Here is a 16,774-nt window from a genome sequence, read left to right as displayed (position 1 = left end):
TTGAAAATCTTTGGGAGGGGTTCGCCCCGGCCGCGTGGCGGCACATGAAGTCGCCTGCTCGGACAGTCCTGACTCGCACGGAGAGCACATTAAGTGCTCTCCGGCTCGTGCGGAACTCGCGATCGACTTTATGTGCCGCCACGCGGCCGGGGCGAACGCGGGTTCAAGATTGTCAAAAAAGCGGTCGGCGCGCAGTGCGCCGACCGCCGATATAAGGGGTCTGATGATTTTTATCAGCTAGGACCTCTTACTCGTCTAGGAGATCCTCTGGCATGTCGTTGCCGTCGCCCAGGTCGACTGGGGTTTCTTCGGGGGCAGAGCCGTCTTCTGCGGCTTCGCCTTCGGGCTTCTCCTTGGCGGCTGTCATGCGGGCTACGGCGCATACGCGGTCGTTGTCGTCGACGGTCATCATCTTGATGCCCTGGGTGGCGCGGCCGGTCTGGCTGATCTCGTCGGTCTTGACGCGAATGACCGTCGCGCCTTCCGTCACGATGAACAGCTCGTGCTGCGGGCCCACCGTCTTCATGGCCGCGAGGTTGCCCTTGCGCTCGGTCATTTGGATGGTGTAGACGCCCTGACCGCCGCGGTTTTGCTCCGGGTAATCCGCGACCGGCGTGCGCTTGCCGTAGCCGCGCTCGGTGATGACAAACAGGTCACCATTGCCGTTGGTAACCTCCATACCCAAAACGCCCACGCCGTCTTTCATGCTAATACCGCGAACGCCGCTGGTGTCGCGTCCCGTGGCGCGAACTTGGTCCTCGGGGAACATAATCGCCTTGCCCGCAGTGGTGGCCAGGATGATCTTGTCGCCCTCGCGCACACGGCGCACGGCGAGCAGCGCGTCGTCGTCCCTCAGGTTGATGGCGATCAGACCATCACGGCGGCTACGGTCGTAGGCGCTCATCACGGTCTTCTTGACCATGCCGCTCTTGGTGGCAAACATCAGGTACTCGTCGGCGGGGAACTCGCGACAGCTGATGACGCTCGCGATCTTCTCGCCTTCCTCAAAGGGCAGCAGGTTGACGATCGCGGTACCGCGCGCCTGGCGCGTACCGACCGGCAGCTCGTGCACCTTCAGGCGATAGACTTTACCCTTGCTCGAGAAGAACAGCACGTACTCGTGCGTGGATGCGATAAACATCTCGTCGATAACGTCGTCCTCTTTGAGATTGACGCCCGACACGCCCTTGCCGCCGCGCTTTTGGGCGCGATAGGCAGCCACCGGGATGCGCTTGACGTAGCCGGTGTGGGTGATGGTCACGACCATGTCCTCGTCGGCAATCAGATCTTCGACGTCCAGGTCCTTCTCGACGTGGCTGATCTCGGTGCGGCGCTTGTCGCCGAACTTCTTGGAAATCTCGCGCATCTCTTCCTTGATGACGCCCAGGATTTTCTCCTCGTGCGCCAACAGGTCCTCGTAGTAGGCGATGGCGCGGCGCAAGCCGTCCAGCTCTTCCTGAATCTTTTCGCGCTCCAGGCCGGTCAGGCGGCGCAGCTTCATCTCGAGGATGGCCGTAGTCTGCTCGGGCGTAAAGCCAAAGCGCTCGATCAGGCGGCTGCTGGCCTCGGAGTCGGTCTGCGAGGAGCGGATGATGCTGATGACCTCGTCGATATGGTCGAGAGCCATCAGGTAGCCCTCGAGGATATGGGCACGCGCCTGGGCCTTCTTGAGGTCAAAGCGGGTGCGGCGGGTGACGACGTCGACCTGGTGGTCGATATAGTGCTGCAGCATCTCGCGCAGGCTCAGGCATTTGGGAACGCCGTTGACAAGCGCCAGGTTGTTGGCGCCAAAGGTCGTCTGCAGCGAGGTGTACTTGTACAGGTTGTTGAGCACGACCTGCGGGATGACGCCCTTCTTGAGTTCGATGACCAGACGGATACCCTTCTGGTTGGACTCATCGCGCATATCCGAGATACCCTCGATGCGCTTGTCGTTGACGAGCTGGGCGATCTTCTCCTGAAGGGTGCCCTTGTTGACCATGTAGGGAATCTCGGTAAAGACCAGACGACTGCGGCCGGTCTTGGTGGATTCCACATGGGCCTTGGCACGCACGGTAATGGAGCCGCGGCCGGTCTCATAGCTCTGCCTAATGCCGGCGCTGCCCATGATGATGGCACCAGTGGGGAAGTCCGGACCGGGCATGATCTGCATAAGCTCGTCGACGGTAGCATCGGGATTGTCGATCAGGTAGCAGGTTGCCTCGATCGCCTCGGTGAGGTTATGCGGGGCGATATTGGTGGCCATGCCGACAGCGATGCCCTGGCTGCCGTTGACCAGCAGGTTGGGGAAGCGCGCGGGCAGTGCCACGGGCTCGGCGAGCGACTCGTCGTAGTTGGGCTGCCAGTCGACGGTATCCTTTTGCAAGTCGCGCAGCAGCTCCATGGCAGGCTTTGCCAGACGGCTCTCGGTATAGCGCATTGCCGCCGCGCCGTCGCCATCGATGTTGCCGAAGTTGCCGTGGCCATCGATGAGCGGTGTGCGCATGGAGAACCACTGCGCCAGACGAACCATGGCCTCGTAGACTGCGAAGTCACCGTGCGGATGGTACTTGCCGATAACTTCGCCGACCGTCCAGGCCGACTTCTTATGCGGGCGGTTGGGGTAGATGCCGCTCTCGTTCATGGCGTACAGGATGCGGCGGTGCACCGGCTTTAGGCCGTCGCGCACGTCCGGCAGGGCGCGCGCCGTGATGACCGACATCGAGTACTCGATGAACGACTGCTTCATCTCGCGGCCGAACTCCGAAATCTGGAGCTGGCCACCGTTGATATCCTCGCCGGCTGAGGCGCCACGATCGACCGCGCCGAAGCTCTCCTCGAGCTCGGCGTCGTCATCCTCTTCCTCTTCATCCTCGGCGTCGGGGTTATAGGAATCCGGATTGCCGTCCTCGTCCTGCTCAGCGCGGGCGAGCAGGCGCTTCAGATCATCGGGCATACCGGCGTCGCCGGCCTCGTCCATACCCTCGTTGTTGTTGATATCGTCTGCCACGTTACCTCCTCATGGTTTGCGTGGTCCATTAGTTCCCTACCACGGAGACGGCTTTTCCAGATGCCGCAGATTCGCCCGAAAGAGGAGGGAAGCGTACTTGGGTACGCGACCGACGATTGAGGGCGAAGGTGCGGTGGCTGGGAAAGCCGCAGGGATTAGGCATCCAAGAATCGTGCGTCGTGGGCGTGTTTTTCAATGTACTCGCGGCGATAGCCGACCTCGGAACCCATGAGCTCGCGCACGGCACGGTCCGCCACCACGGCGTCCTCGATCGACACGCGCTGCAAAATGCGGGTCTTGGGGTCCATCGTCGTCGAGGCAAGCTGCTTGGGGTCCATCTCGCCCAGGCCCTTGTAGCGCTGGACGGTATAGCCCTTGCGCTTCTTGGTGATCTTGCCGTCCTTGGCCTTGCCGTCCTCGTCGTTGTCGTCGGGGTTCAGGCCCAGGCTCTGAATGGTGTCGCGCAGAATCTCGTCTTCGGGCTGGCGGCCGTTGGGATACACGTAATGGATCTTGTTGCGCACCTTAATGCCAAAGATGGGTGGGCAGGCGACATAGACATAGCCGGCATCGATCAGCGGGCGCATGTACTTGTAGAAGAACGTCAGCAGCAGGATGCGGATATGCGCACCGTCAACGTCTGCATCGGTCATGATGATGATTTTGTGGTAGCGCGCCTTGGTGATATCGAAGTCGCCGCCGTCGCCGGCACTCGTCGTGACGCCGCAGCCGATCGCGGTGATGAGCGACTGGATGGTGTCGCTCGAGAACGCGCGGTGGTCACCCACGCGCTCGACGTTCAAAATCTTGCCGCGCAGGGGCAGAATCGCCTGGATGTCTCGGCGACGGCCGTCCTTGGCCGAACCGCCTGCCGAGTCACCCTCTACGATAAAGAGCTCGGTCAGCTCGGCATCGCGCACCGAGCAGTCGGCGAGCTTGCCGGGCAGCGAAGCCGTCTCGAGCAGACTCTTGCGACGGGTCGCCTCGCGCGCCTTGCGGGCAGCGTTGCGGGCCTTGCAGGCCTGCTGGGCCTTCTTGACGATCTCGCGGGCGGGCTTGGGGTGCTCCTCCAGATAATCGGTCAGTCCATCGGTCACGATCTTGAGCGTGAGCGCGCGCATGTAGGAACTGCCGAGCTTGGCCTTGGTCTGTCCCTCAAACTGCGGGTCGGGTAGCTTGACCGAGATGACGGCCGAAAGCCCCTCGCGCACGTCGTCACCGCTCAGGTTGGCTTCCTTCTCCTTGAGTAGGTTCTGCTTGCGGGCGTAATCGTTGATCACACGGGTGAGAGCGGTGCGGAAACCCTCGAGATGCATGCCGCCCTCGGGGGTGTAGATGTCGTTGGCAAACGACATGACGTTCTCGCCGTAGCCGGCATTCCACTGCAGGGATACCTCGACCTCGCCCATCTTGGTCACGGGCGCATCCGGATCCGATTTGCCCTCGATATAGATGGGCTCCTTAAAGGCCTCGGGGACGTCCTTGCCGTCGTTGAGGAACTTGACGAAGTCGATGATGCCGCCCTCGTAGCAGAACTCCTCCACGTGGGGAGTCGCCTCGCGCTCGTCGGTCAGCACGATCTTTAGATTCTTATTGAGGAACGCCGTCTCTTGCAGACGGTTGTGCAGCGTATCGAAATCGTAGACACAGGTCTCGAAGATCTCGTCGTCGGGCCAGAAGCTGACGGTGGTACCCGTCGAATCCGAGGTGCCCACGACCTCCATCTTCTTGACGGTCTTGCCGCGCGAGAACTCCATCTCGTAGACGCTGCCATCACGGCGAACCTGCACGACCACGCGCTTGGACAGCGCGTTAACGACGGAGATGCCCACGCCGTGCAGGCCGCCCGAGACCTTGTAGGCCGAGTTATCGAACTTACCGCCGGCGTGCAGGATCGTCATAACGACCTCGAGCGTCGGGATCTTTTTGATGGGATGCTCGTCGACGGGGATGCCTCGCCCGTTGTCGACGACCGTGATGGAGTTGTCGGCGTGGACCGTCACCTGAATCTCGGTGCAGAAACCGGCCATGGCCTCGTCAACGGAGTTGTCAACGATCTCCCACACCAGGTGATGCAGGCCGCTGGCGCTCGTCGAGCCGATGTACATGCCCGGGCGCTTACGAACGGCCTCGAGACCTTCGAGAATCTTAATCTCGCCGCCATCGTAATCGTTTTCGTTTGCCACACGTCCTCCTTCAGCTAAGAAAATGTGTACAGCCTTACTAGTTTATCGTAAAAAAATACCCTCGGGAGCGAGGGTATTTGGCTCTACAAGGCCACCAGATGCGATTTAAGGCTCTTTCTTGCTTTGCACGCCCTTGGCCCACTCGGCACTGGCTCTCATGGCATTCTCGAGGGCCTCGCGCAGTTTTTGATCTTCGATGGGCGCCACTTGGCGCTCGATCTCGCCGCGTTCGTCTTCACTGAGATCGGCGTGTGGGGCCGGCGGGCGCTCGGTCACGGCTGGGCGCAAGCGCTCCTTGGCAGCCGGCGGCGTGTGACCGGGCGCGGTCGTTTTGAACACCAGGCCGTCCACATGCGCGCCGGCCCGCTCCATGCGTGCCCGGATGATCTCGCGCAGCAGCGTCATCTCCTGAGTCCACGAGGGCGAATCGAGATACACCAGCAGCTCATTGGACTCGGGCAGGTAGCGCAGGCCCGTCACGTGGCGTCCCTCGCGCGTGCCCGAACACACCGCATTCCAGGCACGATAGACCGCACGAGATTCCTCTGCAGCCTCCATTTGCGCGCGGCGCTCAGGTGTCGCGGCCGCCAGGATGCGCTGACGCTCGGCATCCAAAAAGCCGCCAAAGGCAACCGTTCCGTTCTCGCGCTCGTAGTTAGCACGTCTCACCCATGCTCACCACCTTGGCTCGATTAAGCAGGTCATCAGTAAAGTACCCCAGGTTGGTGGTGGTTATGACTGTCTGGATGTCATCACCGATCAGCTGCAGAAAAGCGCCCCGGCGCTCGGCATCGAGCTCGCTCATCACATCATCCAACAGCAGCAGGGGTGCAGTGCCCAGGATGTCACGGGCGACGGTCACCTCGGCCACCTTCCAAGCCAGCACCAGCGTACGCTGCTGCCCTTGGCTGGCAAACGAACGGGCAGATCGACCCGCAACGGTAAACTCAATCTCGTCGCGATGCGGGCCCACGAGCGTCACGCCGCGGCGCATCTCCTCGTCGGCACGTTCATCGAGGGCCGCGAGCATATGCTCGTACGCCCAGTCCTTAAGCTCCTCGCGCCCTTCGGTTTGAGGTAAATCCCCCAGCGTGGATACATAGGACACGCCTGCGTCCTCGCCGGACGCCACCTGCCCATACGCGGCGCGCACATGGCCCGCCAGTCGGGCGAGCAGGGCCAAACGATGCACGAGCAGGGCTGACCCGGCGCGGGCGATGGAGTCATTCCACGCACCGAGCATCTCGCGGCAGCACCAGGTCTCCTTGAGTAGGGCGTTGCGCTGCGTCACACACCGCCCGTAGGTGCTCGCCAGGTCGGCGTAACGGGCGCTCAGTTGTACGCCAAAGTCGTCGAGGGCGGCGCGGCGCACGCTGGCACCGCGCTTGACCATATCCAGATGATCGGGGCAAAACAGCACGCTCGGCATAACCCCTCGCACGCCGGCAGCCGAGCACCTCTTGCCGTTACGGCTAAACGAGCGCTTGCCGTCCTCAACGCCCAGCCCCATATCGAGCACGCGGCCATCGCCCTCGAGCCTCAACTCGAGCTTGCACGAGCCCGTGCCGTCGTGCACGAGCTCGGCAGCTGTGGGATGCCTAAACGAGGTGCCACTCGTCAAAAGCTGCAGCGCCTCTATGAGGTTGGTCTTTCCCGCCGCGTTGGGCCCCGCAAGCACCGTCACGCCTTCGTCCAGGTCAAGACGGTAGCTATCGAAACTGCGGTAGCGCGCGACGGAAAGGTTGCGGGCAAACACGGTCATGGCGCAGCGCTAGATGCGAACCGGCATAACCAGGTACAGGTAGTTGATCTTGTCGTAGGACTTAAAGATACCCGCCTGCGAGTAGCTCTTGAGCTCCAGCGTGATCTCCTTCTCCTTGGACAGGGCATTGAGGCAGCCAAAGATGTAGTGGTAGTTAAAGGCGATGGTGCCCGACTCGCCCTCGGCCTCGACATCGATTGTCTCCTGCGCCAGATCCTGGTCATTGGAGATGGAGGACAGGCCCATCTGACCGTTCTCGACATCGATCTCGAACTTGACGGCGGGGTTCGCGCTCGCGATGACCGCCACGCGCTTAAGGGCGGCATTAAAAGCCGCCACGTCGATCTTGACGCTCGTCACGCATGAATCGGGGATGAGCTGCTTGTAGTTGGGGTACACGCCCTCGATACGGCGCGACACGTAGGTGGTGTTGCCGGCCTCGAAGACAACCTGGGTGTCGGTGGCGCCGATCATGATGGTCGCCTGGCTGGCCATGATGCTCAGGGCGTCGTTGAAGGCGTCGGCCGGAACGTTGAGCTCAAAAGAGCCCTCGAGCGTCGAGGTCTCGACCTGGGTGTCGCATACGGCCAGGCGGAAGGAGTCGGTTGCCACCAGGCGCACGGTGTTGTTCTCGACCTTCATGTGCACGCCTCCCAGGATGGGACGGGCCTTATCGGTCGAAGTGACACGCCACACGCGGCCGACCATCTCGGACAGGATGTCGGTCGGGAGCTCCACCGCACTCTCGATGGCATAGGCCGGGAACTCGGGGAAATCGTTGGCATCGAGCGTGTTGAGGCGGAAGGAACTCTTCTCGCATCCAATCAGCACCTGACGCTCCGAGAGCTCAAAGGTAACCGGAGCGTCGGGAAGGGTCTTCGTAATGTTCGAGAGCATCTTGCAGGGAATCACCATCTCGCCCCCTTCTTCGACATGCGCGGCAATGCGATGACGAATCGAGATGGTGTAGTTAGAAGTTTGGAATTCCAAGATGCCGTCCTGCGCCTTAACGAGCACGCCCGACAGGATGGGAAGGGTAGATGCCGAAGCGACGCCTTTCATAACGACGCCGATGGCTTGCGTGAGCGAGCTTTGGCTGACGGTGAACTTCATCTTTTAATACCTTTCTATAGATATAAATATCTTAATAATAGTAATAGCACTGACGAAACTGTTGATTACTCCCAAAAGCGCTGGTCAACCCCAAAAAGAGAATCGACAGCATCCTGTGCGCAACCGACCGTGTTTTCCACGTTCAAAACCTGCGGAAAACTTTTCGTCGCCTTGGGGTGAGTTTTAGACACGTTATGCCCGGCGTTTCGACAAGTTTTCAACAGGTGTCTCTATTTCCCTACGAACGCAGTGTAATTTTATCTCGTAGCGATTTGAGATCCTCGGTTACGGTACGGTCTTCCTGAATCATCTTCTGAACCTTTTTATAGCTCGTGCTGACGGTTGAATGGTTGCGGTTGCCAAACTCCGCGCCCACCGCCGTAGTCGTCATCTCACACATCTCGATGGCCAGATAGATGGCGATGTGGCGGGCTTTGGCAATGTTGGCGTTGCGGCGCGGGCCGATGAGCTCCTCGTGCGTCACGCCGTATTGCTCCTCGATGACAGACTGGACCGTCTGCACGTTGATCTTCTTGGCCGACGTGTCGAAGTACTGGCTTGCGATGGCGTCGATGTCGTCGAAGCTGAGCTCGCTGCCCTCGCGTTCGCGGTCTCCCGCCTCGCCGGCACAGCGTTCGCAAAAGCTCTCGAGTTCGCGAATGTTGTTTCCCGAGACTTCTGCCATGTGCTTAAAGTGCTCGTCGGTCAGATGCCCACCATCGCCGCCATAGGCCGCCAGCAGCGAGTCGTCACCCGACTCGGGTGCGGCGGCTATCGTGTTCTCGTAGTAGCGCTGCAAGATCTTGTATTTCATCTCGTAGCTGGGCTCCGCCACCAAACAGAGCATACCGGCGTTAAAACGGCTGGTAAGGCGTTCGTCCATGCTCAGGTCTTTGGGTGCGCGGTCGGCTGCGATGACGACTTTTTTGTTGTTGCGGATAAACTCGTCCATGAGCTGGAAGAAGTAGTCCACGCTCGCGCGCTTGCCGATGATGTTTTGAATGTCGTCGATAATGAGCACGTCCACGCCATGGTATGCCTGCATGATGGGGGCGTTGCTTTTCTTTTGGCGGTCGAACTCCGTCATCAGGTCATCGAGGTATGCCTGCGAGTTGGCGTACTTCACCTTGATCTCGGGCGACTTTTCGGCGAGCTCGTTTTTGATGGCGAGCAGCAGATGGGTCTTGCCCAGCCCCGATTTGCCATAGATGAACAGGGATGTGCATGTGCCGCGTTCGTCCGCGAGCGCGGCAAACTTGAGCGCCGAGCGATAGGCATGGCTGTTTTCGGGGCCGTAGACAAAGTTTTCGAAGGTGAATTTCGAGTTGGCCGCGAGGGGTGCGCCGTCAGCGTTTTGCTCGGCCGGCGCCGCAGCTGCGGGGGCACTCGTGGGCGATGTAGAGGCTGGTTTTGCACTCTTTTCGGGCGCACCGCCTTTCATCTGGTTCATCATGCGGCGGAAATCGTCGGCCGAAAGCGTGTTTTTGATTGCGATGCCCGAATCCTCGCCCGGTGTTGCGTCGTGCGCGATAGGCATGTGTGTGGCAGCGGGCATGGGGGCTGCCCACGCCGAGACGGCGGGCATGGTTTCACGGGAAACATCGTCGTTTTGATGCTCGGGAGCCGACACTGCGGCGGCAGCCGGCGCCGCCGGGGGGACGACGGATGCCGCGGGTACGGCATTATCTGCCGCGGTGCCCTGCGGTGCCACGATGTTGAGCGCGATCGGCGCAAAGGCGATCTCTTCCAGGTACGCCTCGATGGTCGGCTGATGCTTTTTGAGCTGAGCGATGGCAAATCGTGAGGGGGCCTCAATCGTCAAGGTGTCCTCGGTCAGGCTCACGGCGCGCGATTGCCCCAGCATGTTGATGAGGCGCGCATCTTGGCCGTCGCGCTGACAAAAGGCGATGGCATCCCCCAGGATGATGCTTGCTTCCTCGTCCACTGTCTCTCCCGTTCCTTAAGCCTGAGCCCGCACGCGAGCGCTTCCAATTTCGGTCAGATGGTATTTCTGCCCATGTTTGACCACCAAGCCCGCCTGTGCCAAATCGTTGAGCGTGCGCGACCAGGTGGGTGCGGAGTTTCCAAACGCCCGCGCCAAGTCCGTTGCGCCGCACTCTTGATGTTGGGCCAGATACCCCAATGCAGCGTTGCCGCGTTCGCTTACAAACACGTCCGGCTGCGGTTGTGCGTATTGATTTGCCGCATTAGGATACATCATTTGAGCTGCTGGTTGTTGAGAACTCTGCATGGGCGGCACCTGCTGTTGAAAACTTTGCGGCCACTGTTGGTAAGGCTGCGGCGGCATCTGCTGGGACCAAGGGTTAAATTGCCCCCGCGGCATCTGCTGATACGGCTGCTGGTATCCCTGAGGGTACTGCTGCGGATACGGCTGGGCATATCCCTGCTGCGGCATATATTGGGGAGGATACCCTTGGGGGTACGGTTGGTAGCCCATTTGCTGGACGTTCGGCATGGCCGCCGTCTGTTGCGCGACGTTTGTGTCCAGACCTGCCGAGTTTATGGTCTCCGACATGCTTTGCGCCGTGTGGCCCAGCGATACCTGGGGATCCTGCACTGGAAAAGCTCCGGGTTGCTGCATGTGCACCACGGGTTGCTGCATCTGTTGTGCTATCACAGGCTGCTGTGCAAACGTGTCGGGTAGGGGGTATGCTGACTGCTCCGTCTCGGGGCGCACGGCGGCCCCTCGCCCTCCGGCTCGCTCGATTTCCTGCACGCGTTTGGGGTCCAGGCTTACCGTGACCACGGTGCCGTTGCCCATGTTGTCCTCGATGGATACGGCGCCGCCGGCGTTTTCCAAGTACTCCTGCACCATGGGAAACCCGGCTCCGGTTCCGCGGATGTATCGCTTCATGTTGCTGTTTGCGCTGGTGACGCCAAAATCGAAGGCGCGCTCCTTGTCGTCGATCCCCGGTCCCTGATCTGCGAATCGGATGGTGTCGCCGCCGTCTAGGATCGAGATGATGGGCTCTGCAAAGTGGGCGTGGATAAAGTTTTCGACAATCTCGCGGATAACCATGAGCGAGATGTGCCCGCCCTGCTCTTTCATGCACTGGTAGACGGTGTTGGTTGTCTCTTCCAGATAGGTGCGCACGTCCTTCGGTTCGATGACGATGACGCGCGGCGTCGACAGCATGTCGTCATAGACCGCGATGCGTGCCGCATACATGGCACCCTGCGCTTTCGCAGCGGCCTGCTCTTCCTGGCCGCGCTTTTCGCGCACGCCGGTGATGTGCTCGTTGTCAGGTGCCGGGTCTCCGGAATCGACCATGGTGTAAAAGTCGTCAGACATGCTGCTCGCAATCTTTCATAAGGTTTCGAACAAATAGTAGCTCACCGTGCAATGTTTCTCATCTTTCGACAACTTTTCAAAACCTGTTGAAAACTTTGGAAAACGGGCGAAAAGTTCTCAACATTGCCAACATGACCTGTTGAAAACTTGGTGAAATATCGTGAAAAGTTGCCGTACCCTGCAAATTTCAGTTGGGCTTATGGGGGAACCGTGTGAACTACGCAACCTTTTACCTTTGATTTCTTGACATTTGAACATTGATTTCCCTACAATCTTCAAGCTCACGTGTCTATATCTGCGTCCGCGCTCCCGCGGACACTCGAAATGCAGCAGGAGGAACTTAAGATGAAGCGTACGTATCAGCCTAATAAGCGTAAGCGTGCCAAGACCCATGGCTTCCGTGCCCGTATGGCCACCAAGGGTGGTCGTGCCGTGCTCGCCCGTCGCCGCGCCAAGGGCCGCAAGCGTCTCACTGTCTAGCAGCGATACACACATCTCGCATGAAGACTATTAAGTCTCGGCAAGATTTCGAGCATGTGTTCAGTCAGGGGCGTCGTTTCAATCACCCTCTGATTCGAATGACCATATGTGAATCGGTTGGCGAAGGCGACTCCGGAAGGGTCGCCTTCGTTGGTGCTAAACGGCTCGGTTGTGCAGTTGTGCGCAACCGTTCTAAGCGTGTGATGCGCGAGGCCGCCCGCAGCTGCGGATTTCCCGTTGCGGGTTATGACATCATCTTGTTCGCGACTCCCAAGACGAGGATCTCCTCGCCGCAGGAGATGGACAAGGCATTGCGTTCGCTTATGAAACGCGCCGGCGTTGCCGGGGAGGAGCGATGAGCAATCACGTTTTGCGACGTGTTGCCATCGCTCCTATTCGCATATACCAACAGGTTATTTCGCCCTTATTACCTGACGCCTGCATTTATTACCCAACGTGCTCGCAATATGCCGTTCAGGCGATTGAGAAGTACGGTGTTTTGAGAGGCTGCTGGCTTGCCGTGAGGCGCATCGCTCGCTGCAATCCCCTGCACGTCGGCGGTTATGACCCTGTGCCCTAGTTGGCACTCGCTATCGGAGGAAAACTTACATGTGGGATTGGATCGTTAACATCCTTTTCGAGCTGCTCAAGCTCATCCAGACCTTTGCGGTCGACTGGGGCCTGTCCATCATCATCCTGGTGGTCATCATCCGTCTGCTGCTGACGCCGCTCATGCTCAAGTCGACAAAGTCGACGGCGCGCATGCAGGTGCTTCAGCCCAAGATGCTCGAGATCCAGGAGCGCTACGCCGACGACCCCCAGCGTCAGGCCGAGGAGATGCAGAAGTTCTACAGCGAGAACAAGTTCAACCCCATGGCTGGCTGTCTGCCGCTGCTGATTCAGATGCCTATCCTGTTCGCCCTGTTTACATTGCTGCGCAACCTGCCGCAGTACTTTAACGACGGCACGTTCTCGTTCTTCAACATCCTGCCCGACCTGACCACCACGCCGAGCGCTTCCTTTGCCGATGGCTTTATGGTTGCGCTGCCTGCGCTGATCTGCCTGATCCTGTTTGCTGTCTTGACCCTGATTCCGCAGCTGTATATGTCCCGCAATCAGACCGGTCAGCAGGCCCAGAGCATGCGTATGATGGCTGTTGTCATGACCGTCATGATGCTTTGGATGGGCTGGAGCCTGCCCGTCGGCGTTCTGCTGTACTACGATGTGTTTTCTGCCTGGCAGGTTATCCAGCAGATCTTCGTGACGCAGAAGGTTATCGATAAAGCCAAGGCCGATGAAGAGGAACGTCTTAAGAACGCCCCGCTGCAAGTCGAGGTTACTCGTCGCGAGAAGAAGCCGCGCCCGCACAAGAAGAAGTAGTGGGATATCAATCTTATTTAGGTACCTAACTTTTGGAGTACGTTATGTCTGAAGAGATCATCGAGGATATGCTTGAGGAGGTTGCCCCGCAGGTCGCGGGCGATTATCCCGAGATTGCACAGCGCTACAAGGCTGGTGAAGAGCTGACCGATGAGGAGCTCGACACCATTGCCGATGTTGCGGTTTCCATCTTGCGTTCTATCCTTTCGCACTTCGATGCCGCCAACTCTCCTATCGATGAGTATGAGGGCGACGAGGGTGAGCTGATTTTGGATGTAACGGCTCCCGATCTTGCTGTTCTCATTGGCCGTCATGGTCGCACCCTTGATGCCCTTCAGGTTATGTTCTCTTTGCTGGTGAGCCGCAAGCTTGGCTTTAGGTATCCGGTTGTAGTGGACGTCGAGGGATACAAGAGCCGCCGTCAGGACAAGGTCGCCTCCATGGCTCAGTCTGCTGCCGAGCGTGCCATCCGCACTCATAAGAGCGTTTCGCTTCCGCCCATGAATGCCTACGAGCGCCGACTTGTTCACATCGCACTTCGTGGCAATGATGCAGTCGATACTCATTCTGAGGGTTCAGACCCTGATCGCCATGTGGTGATTGTTGCTCGATAATCTACTTGAGCTTATGCTAAGGGGACGTGGTTTCCACGTCCCCTTTTTTTGTCAAAAGTTCTCGATACACTGATTTTTGTCAGAAAGGAGCTTTCGTTGTTAGTACTTACCGATCAGCAGGCTGACGAGATGTTGAGTCGTCTAACTTCCTATTGCAAAGAGTATTCCTTGAGCGTAACTGATGTTGAGCTGAGGAAATGTATCCAGCATTTGGATTTGGTTCTTGAAACAAATAAGACAACCAATCTCACCCGTATTCTTAACGTAGAAGATGCTGTAGTACTTCATATCCTCGACTCACTTGTTTTGCTCCCCTATATCAATAAGGCTCCTGAGGGAGCTTTGCTCGATATGGGAACAGGTGCGGGCTTCCCTGGTATTCCTTTAACCATAACCGCGCATCGTAAAGCTACTTATATTGACTCTGTTGGCAAGAAGGTTGATGCGGTTAATTCCTTTGTCCATGCTCTTGGATTGAAACATGCTCATGCAGTTCATGATCGTCTTGAAGAATATGCTCGAAGCCATAAGAAGCAGTTCTCTGTTGTAACCGCCCGCGCACTGGCCCCTCTACCGATTCTTGTTGAGTATGCGGCTCCGTATCTGAAGGATGGAGGGCTATTTGTTATAACCAAGGGCAATCCTTCGGATGAGGAGCTTGCTTCCGGCATGTCAGCAGCTAAGATTTGCGGCTTCACTTTGCTTCTGAATGACGCAATTGATTTGCCTGAAGGCTTGGGTCACAGGGAGTTCATTGTTCTTAAGAAGAGTCATCCAGCATCCGTCTCACTGCCTCGTGCAAATGGCGTGGCAAAGAAGAATCCGCTTGCCTAGATGTTTCACGTGAAACATAATGGATACTAACAACTTGCAGTGTTTCACGTGAAACATGGCGGTTGATATCGATTCGGAATGTTTCACGTGAAACATCCTCCGTTTGACAGCTTTAATACACACCAGGAGGGACCGTGGGATTTCGCGACGTTAAGCGTTCTAAGAGCGCAAAAGACACGCGTATCATTGCAATCATCAATCAAAAAGGCGGCGTCGGTAAGTCAACGACGGCTGTAAACCTTGCAGCAGCACTGGGTGAGCAGGGTCGTAAGACACTGATTGTCGATTTTGATCCGCAGGGAAACAGCACCAGTGGATTCGGAATTGAAAAAGAAGACCTTGATCACTGCATCTATGATGCATTGTTGAATGATGTGCCGGCAGAATCGCTTGTTCTTGATACAAATTGTAAAAAGGTATTCGTTATTCCGGCTACAATTCAACTTGCAGGCGCGGAAATTGAGCTCGTAAGCGCAATTGCTCGTGAAACCCGCCTCAAAGATTTGCTTGAGCCGATTCAGGACGAGTTTGACTTTATTTTCATTGACTGTCCTCCTTCGCTCGGCCTGCTTACTATCAACGCTTTGACCGCAGCAGACAGCGTTTTGATTCCGATACAGTGCGAATATTACGCACTCGAAGGTGTCACAAAACTGCTTGAATCGATGAAGATGGTTAAGACACGCCTAAATAAGAGCCTTGATACTTATGGCGTGCTTATGACTATGTACGATTCGCGCACATCGCTTTCGAACCAGGTTGTCGAAGAGGTTCAATCATATTTTGGCGACAAGGCGTTCAAGACTTTGATTCCACGTACCGTTAAAATTTCAGAAGCACCGTCGTTCGGTGAGCCTGTAATTACCTATGCGCCACAGAATAAGGGCGCAAAGGCGTATATGAACCTTGCTAAAGAGGTGATTAAACGTGCCTAGCCCTAAGAAGCGCGGCGGCTTGGGTCGTGGACTCAATGCACTGGTCTCGGAAGCTGAATATGAGACTGGTGGATCTGCAACGTCAGCATCAAATGCTGCTTCGGAAACTAAACTTCCGATTGAGGATATCGTTCCGAACCCAAATCAGCCACGAATTCATTTCAATGAGACAGAACTTCGGGAGTTGGGTGAGTCAATCCAGGAACATGGCGTTTTGCAGCCGCTTCTTGTGCGTAAGCACGGTAATGGCTATGAAATTATTGCTGGTGAACGTCGCTATCAGGCTTCAAAGCTTGCTGGTCTTGAAGAACTTCCCGTTATCATTAAAGACGTTGATGATGAGGAGATGCTTGCACTCGCGCTAATCGAAAACCTTCAGCGCTCAGACCTCAACCCCGTCGAAGAGGCTAAGGGATATCGACAGCTCATCGATTCGAGCGGTATGACTCAAGAAGCCTTGTCAAAGGCTGTCAGCAAGTCTCGTTCTGCAATCACCAATTCGTTGCGCTTGCTTGATCTTCCAGAGGTAGTTCAGCAGATGATTTTCGAAGGCAAGCTCACCGCTGGTCATGCTCGTGCAATTCTTGCGGTTCCGTATGAAGAAGCGCGCATTAAGCTTGCTGAGAAGGTTGTTGCCGAGGGATTGTCTGTCCGCGCGACAGAAAATCTTGCTCCATTGTTTTCTGCCGGAGAGACGCCTAAGACACCTCGCCCTGCAACGCCTCAGTCTTTTAAGAAGGCTGCACGCGTTCTGCGTCAGGTGTTTAACACGAACGTTCGCGTTAAGAGCTCGCGCGGCAAGAATAAAATCGAGATTGAGTTTAAGGATGAGGAAGAACTGTCTCGAATTCTTGGTGAAATGATTCAATTTGATCAGGGAGGCCAGGATGAAGAATAAAGTTCTGGCTGCTCTTGCTTTGGCTGCAACTGTAGCGGTCGGCGCATTTGTGGGATTTAAGGTCGCAACAGATGATGAATTGCGTGGTCGTCTGCTTCGCGGGGCGCAGGATATCGTCGATACATCCAAAAAGAAAATGGACGTTATGACCGAGGATGTCGCTATGCGTACAGCTCAGGTAACTAAGAATCCCAAGATTAACAAAGACTGGGTTAATCATCAATGGGAAAATGTTGGTTATTAGGTACCTAACAATTACTTGCCTATTTT

16 protein-coding genes are annotated in these 16,774 nt (G+C 57.2%); 9 read left to right on the top strand and 7 right to left on the bottom strand.

The features are described from left to right. Nucleotides 1–247: 247 nt before the first annotated feature. The 7 genes from gyrA to V2391_RS07190 all read right to left on the bottom strand — a co-directional run bounded on the left by gyrA (nucleotide 248) and on the right by V2391_RS07190 (nucleotide 11,363). Nucleotides 248–2,959, bottom strand: a complete 2,712-nt coding sequence (gene gyrA, locus V2391_RS07220) for a DNA gyrase subunit A (protein WP_329738931.1) — start codon at nucleotides 2,957–2,959, stop codon at nucleotides 248–250. A gap of 185 nt (nucleotides 2,960–3,144) precedes the next feature. After that, complete coding sequence (gene gyrB, locus V2391_RS07215; RefSeq protein ID WP_329738795.1) at nucleotides 3,145–5,175, bottom strand: DNA topoisomerase (ATP-hydrolyzing) subunit B; 2,031 nt, start codon at nucleotides 5,173–5,175, stop codon at nucleotides 3,145–3,147. 105 nt (nucleotides 5,176–5,280) lie between these two features. Continuing rightward, the gene (locus V2391_RS07210; protein WP_329738794.1) at nucleotides 5,281–5,844 is read right to left on the bottom strand and encodes a DciA family protein; all 564 of its coding nucleotides are present in this window, start codon (nucleotides 5,842–5,844) and stop codon (nucleotides 5,281–5,283) included. Further along, entirely contained in the window at nucleotides 5,831–6,937 is a 1,107-nt protein-coding gene (recF, locus tag V2391_RS07205; protein WP_329738793.1) for a DNA replication/repair protein RecF, read from the bottom strand. The genes V2391_RS07210 and recF overlap by 14 nt, the downstream gene beginning before the upstream one ends. A gap of 9 nt (nucleotides 6,938–6,946) precedes the next feature. Further along, nucleotides 6,947–8,050 carry a DNA polymerase III subunit beta gene (dnaN, locus tag V2391_RS07200; RefSeq protein WP_329738792.1) on the bottom strand — a complete coding sequence of 368 codons (1,104 nt, stop codon included), beginning with the start codon at nucleotides 8,048–8,050 and terminating at the stop codon, nucleotides 6,947–6,949. A 238-nt stretch (nucleotides 8,051–8,288) separates the two neighbouring features. Further along, nucleotides 8,289–9,995, bottom strand: a complete 1,707-nt coding sequence (locus V2391_RS07195; protein ID WP_329738791.1) for a DnaA ATPase domain-containing protein — start codon at nucleotides 9,993–9,995, stop codon at nucleotides 8,289–8,291. Nucleotides 9,996–10,010: 15 nt separating this feature from the next. After that, nucleotides 10,011–11,363: an ATP-binding protein gene (locus tag V2391_RS07190; protein ID WP_329738790.1), complete on the bottom strand. Its 1,353-nt coding sequence runs from the start codon at nucleotides 11,361–11,363 to the stop codon at nucleotides 10,011–10,013. A gap of 345 nt (nucleotides 11,364–11,708) precedes the next feature. Here V2391_RS07190 and rpmH point away from each other — a divergent pair, with 345 nt between their 5' ends. The 9 genes from rpmH to V2391_RS07145 all read left to right on the top strand — a co-directional run bounded on the left by rpmH (nucleotide 11,709) and on the right by V2391_RS07145 (nucleotide 16,748). Next, nucleotides 11,709–11,843: a 50S ribosomal protein L34 gene (gene rpmH, locus V2391_RS07185; RefSeq protein ID WP_019127408.1), complete on the top strand. Its 135-nt coding sequence runs from the start codon at nucleotides 11,709–11,711 to the stop codon at nucleotides 11,841–11,843. 20 nt (nucleotides 11,844–11,863) lie between these two features. Next, entirely contained in the window at nucleotides 11,864–12,202 is a 339-nt protein-coding gene (gene rnpA, locus V2391_RS07180) for a ribonuclease P protein component (protein ID WP_117716212.1), read from the top strand. Further along, the gene (yidD, locus tag V2391_RS07175) at nucleotides 12,199–12,423 is read left to right on the top strand and encodes a membrane protein insertion efficiency factor YidD (RefSeq protein WP_022093804.1); all 225 of its coding nucleotides are present in this window, start codon (nucleotides 12,199–12,201) and stop codon (nucleotides 12,421–12,423) included. The genes rnpA and yidD overlap by 4 nt, the downstream gene beginning before the upstream one ends. A gap of 29 nt (nucleotides 12,424–12,452) precedes the next feature. After that, the gene (locus tag V2391_RS07170; protein WP_329738789.1) at nucleotides 12,453–13,223 is read left to right on the top strand and encodes a YidC/Oxa1 family membrane protein insertase; all 771 of its coding nucleotides are present in this window, start codon (nucleotides 12,453–12,455) and stop codon (nucleotides 13,221–13,223) included. A 44-nt stretch (nucleotides 13,224–13,267) separates the two neighbouring features. Then, the gene (locus tag V2391_RS07165; RefSeq protein ID WP_329738788.1) at nucleotides 13,268–13,837 is read left to right on the top strand and encodes a Jag family protein; all 570 of its coding nucleotides are present in this window, start codon (nucleotides 13,268–13,270) and stop codon (nucleotides 13,835–13,837) included. 96 nt (nucleotides 13,838–13,933) lie between these two features. Then, complete coding sequence (rsmG, locus tag V2391_RS07160; protein WP_329738787.1) at nucleotides 13,934–14,671, top strand: 16S rRNA (guanine(527)-N(7))-methyltransferase RsmG; 738 nt, start codon at nucleotides 13,934–13,936, stop codon at nucleotides 14,669–14,671. Nucleotides 14,672–14,805: 134 nt separating this feature from the next. Beyond that, nucleotides 14,806–15,606, top strand: coding sequence for a ParA family protein (locus tag V2391_RS07155; protein WP_329738786.1), 801 nt, complete (start codon nucleotides 14,806–14,808; stop codon nucleotides 15,604–15,606). Then, nucleotides 15,599–16,504 (top strand): ParB/RepB/Spo0J family partition protein, encoded by a 906-nt coding sequence (locus V2391_RS07150; protein WP_329738785.1) that lies wholly within the window; start codon nucleotides 15,599–15,601, stop codon nucleotides 16,502–16,504. Before V2391_RS07155 ends, V2391_RS07150 begins: the two co-directional genes overlap by 8 nt. Then, a complete protein-coding gene (locus V2391_RS07145) occupies nucleotides 16,494–16,748 on the top strand; it encodes a hypothetical protein (protein WP_329738784.1) in 255 nt (84 codons plus the stop codon). The genes V2391_RS07150 and V2391_RS07145 overlap by 11 nt, the downstream gene beginning before the upstream one ends. The last annotated feature ends 26 nt before the right edge of the window (nucleotides 16,749–16,774 follow it).

It is taken from the genome of Collinsella sp. CM84Y_54, assembly GCF_036317945.1.
GTDB lineage: Bacteria > Actinomycetota > Coriobacteriia > Coriobacteriales > Coriobacteriaceae > Collinsella.
This window is presented reverse-complemented; position numbering and strand designations above follow the sequence as displayed.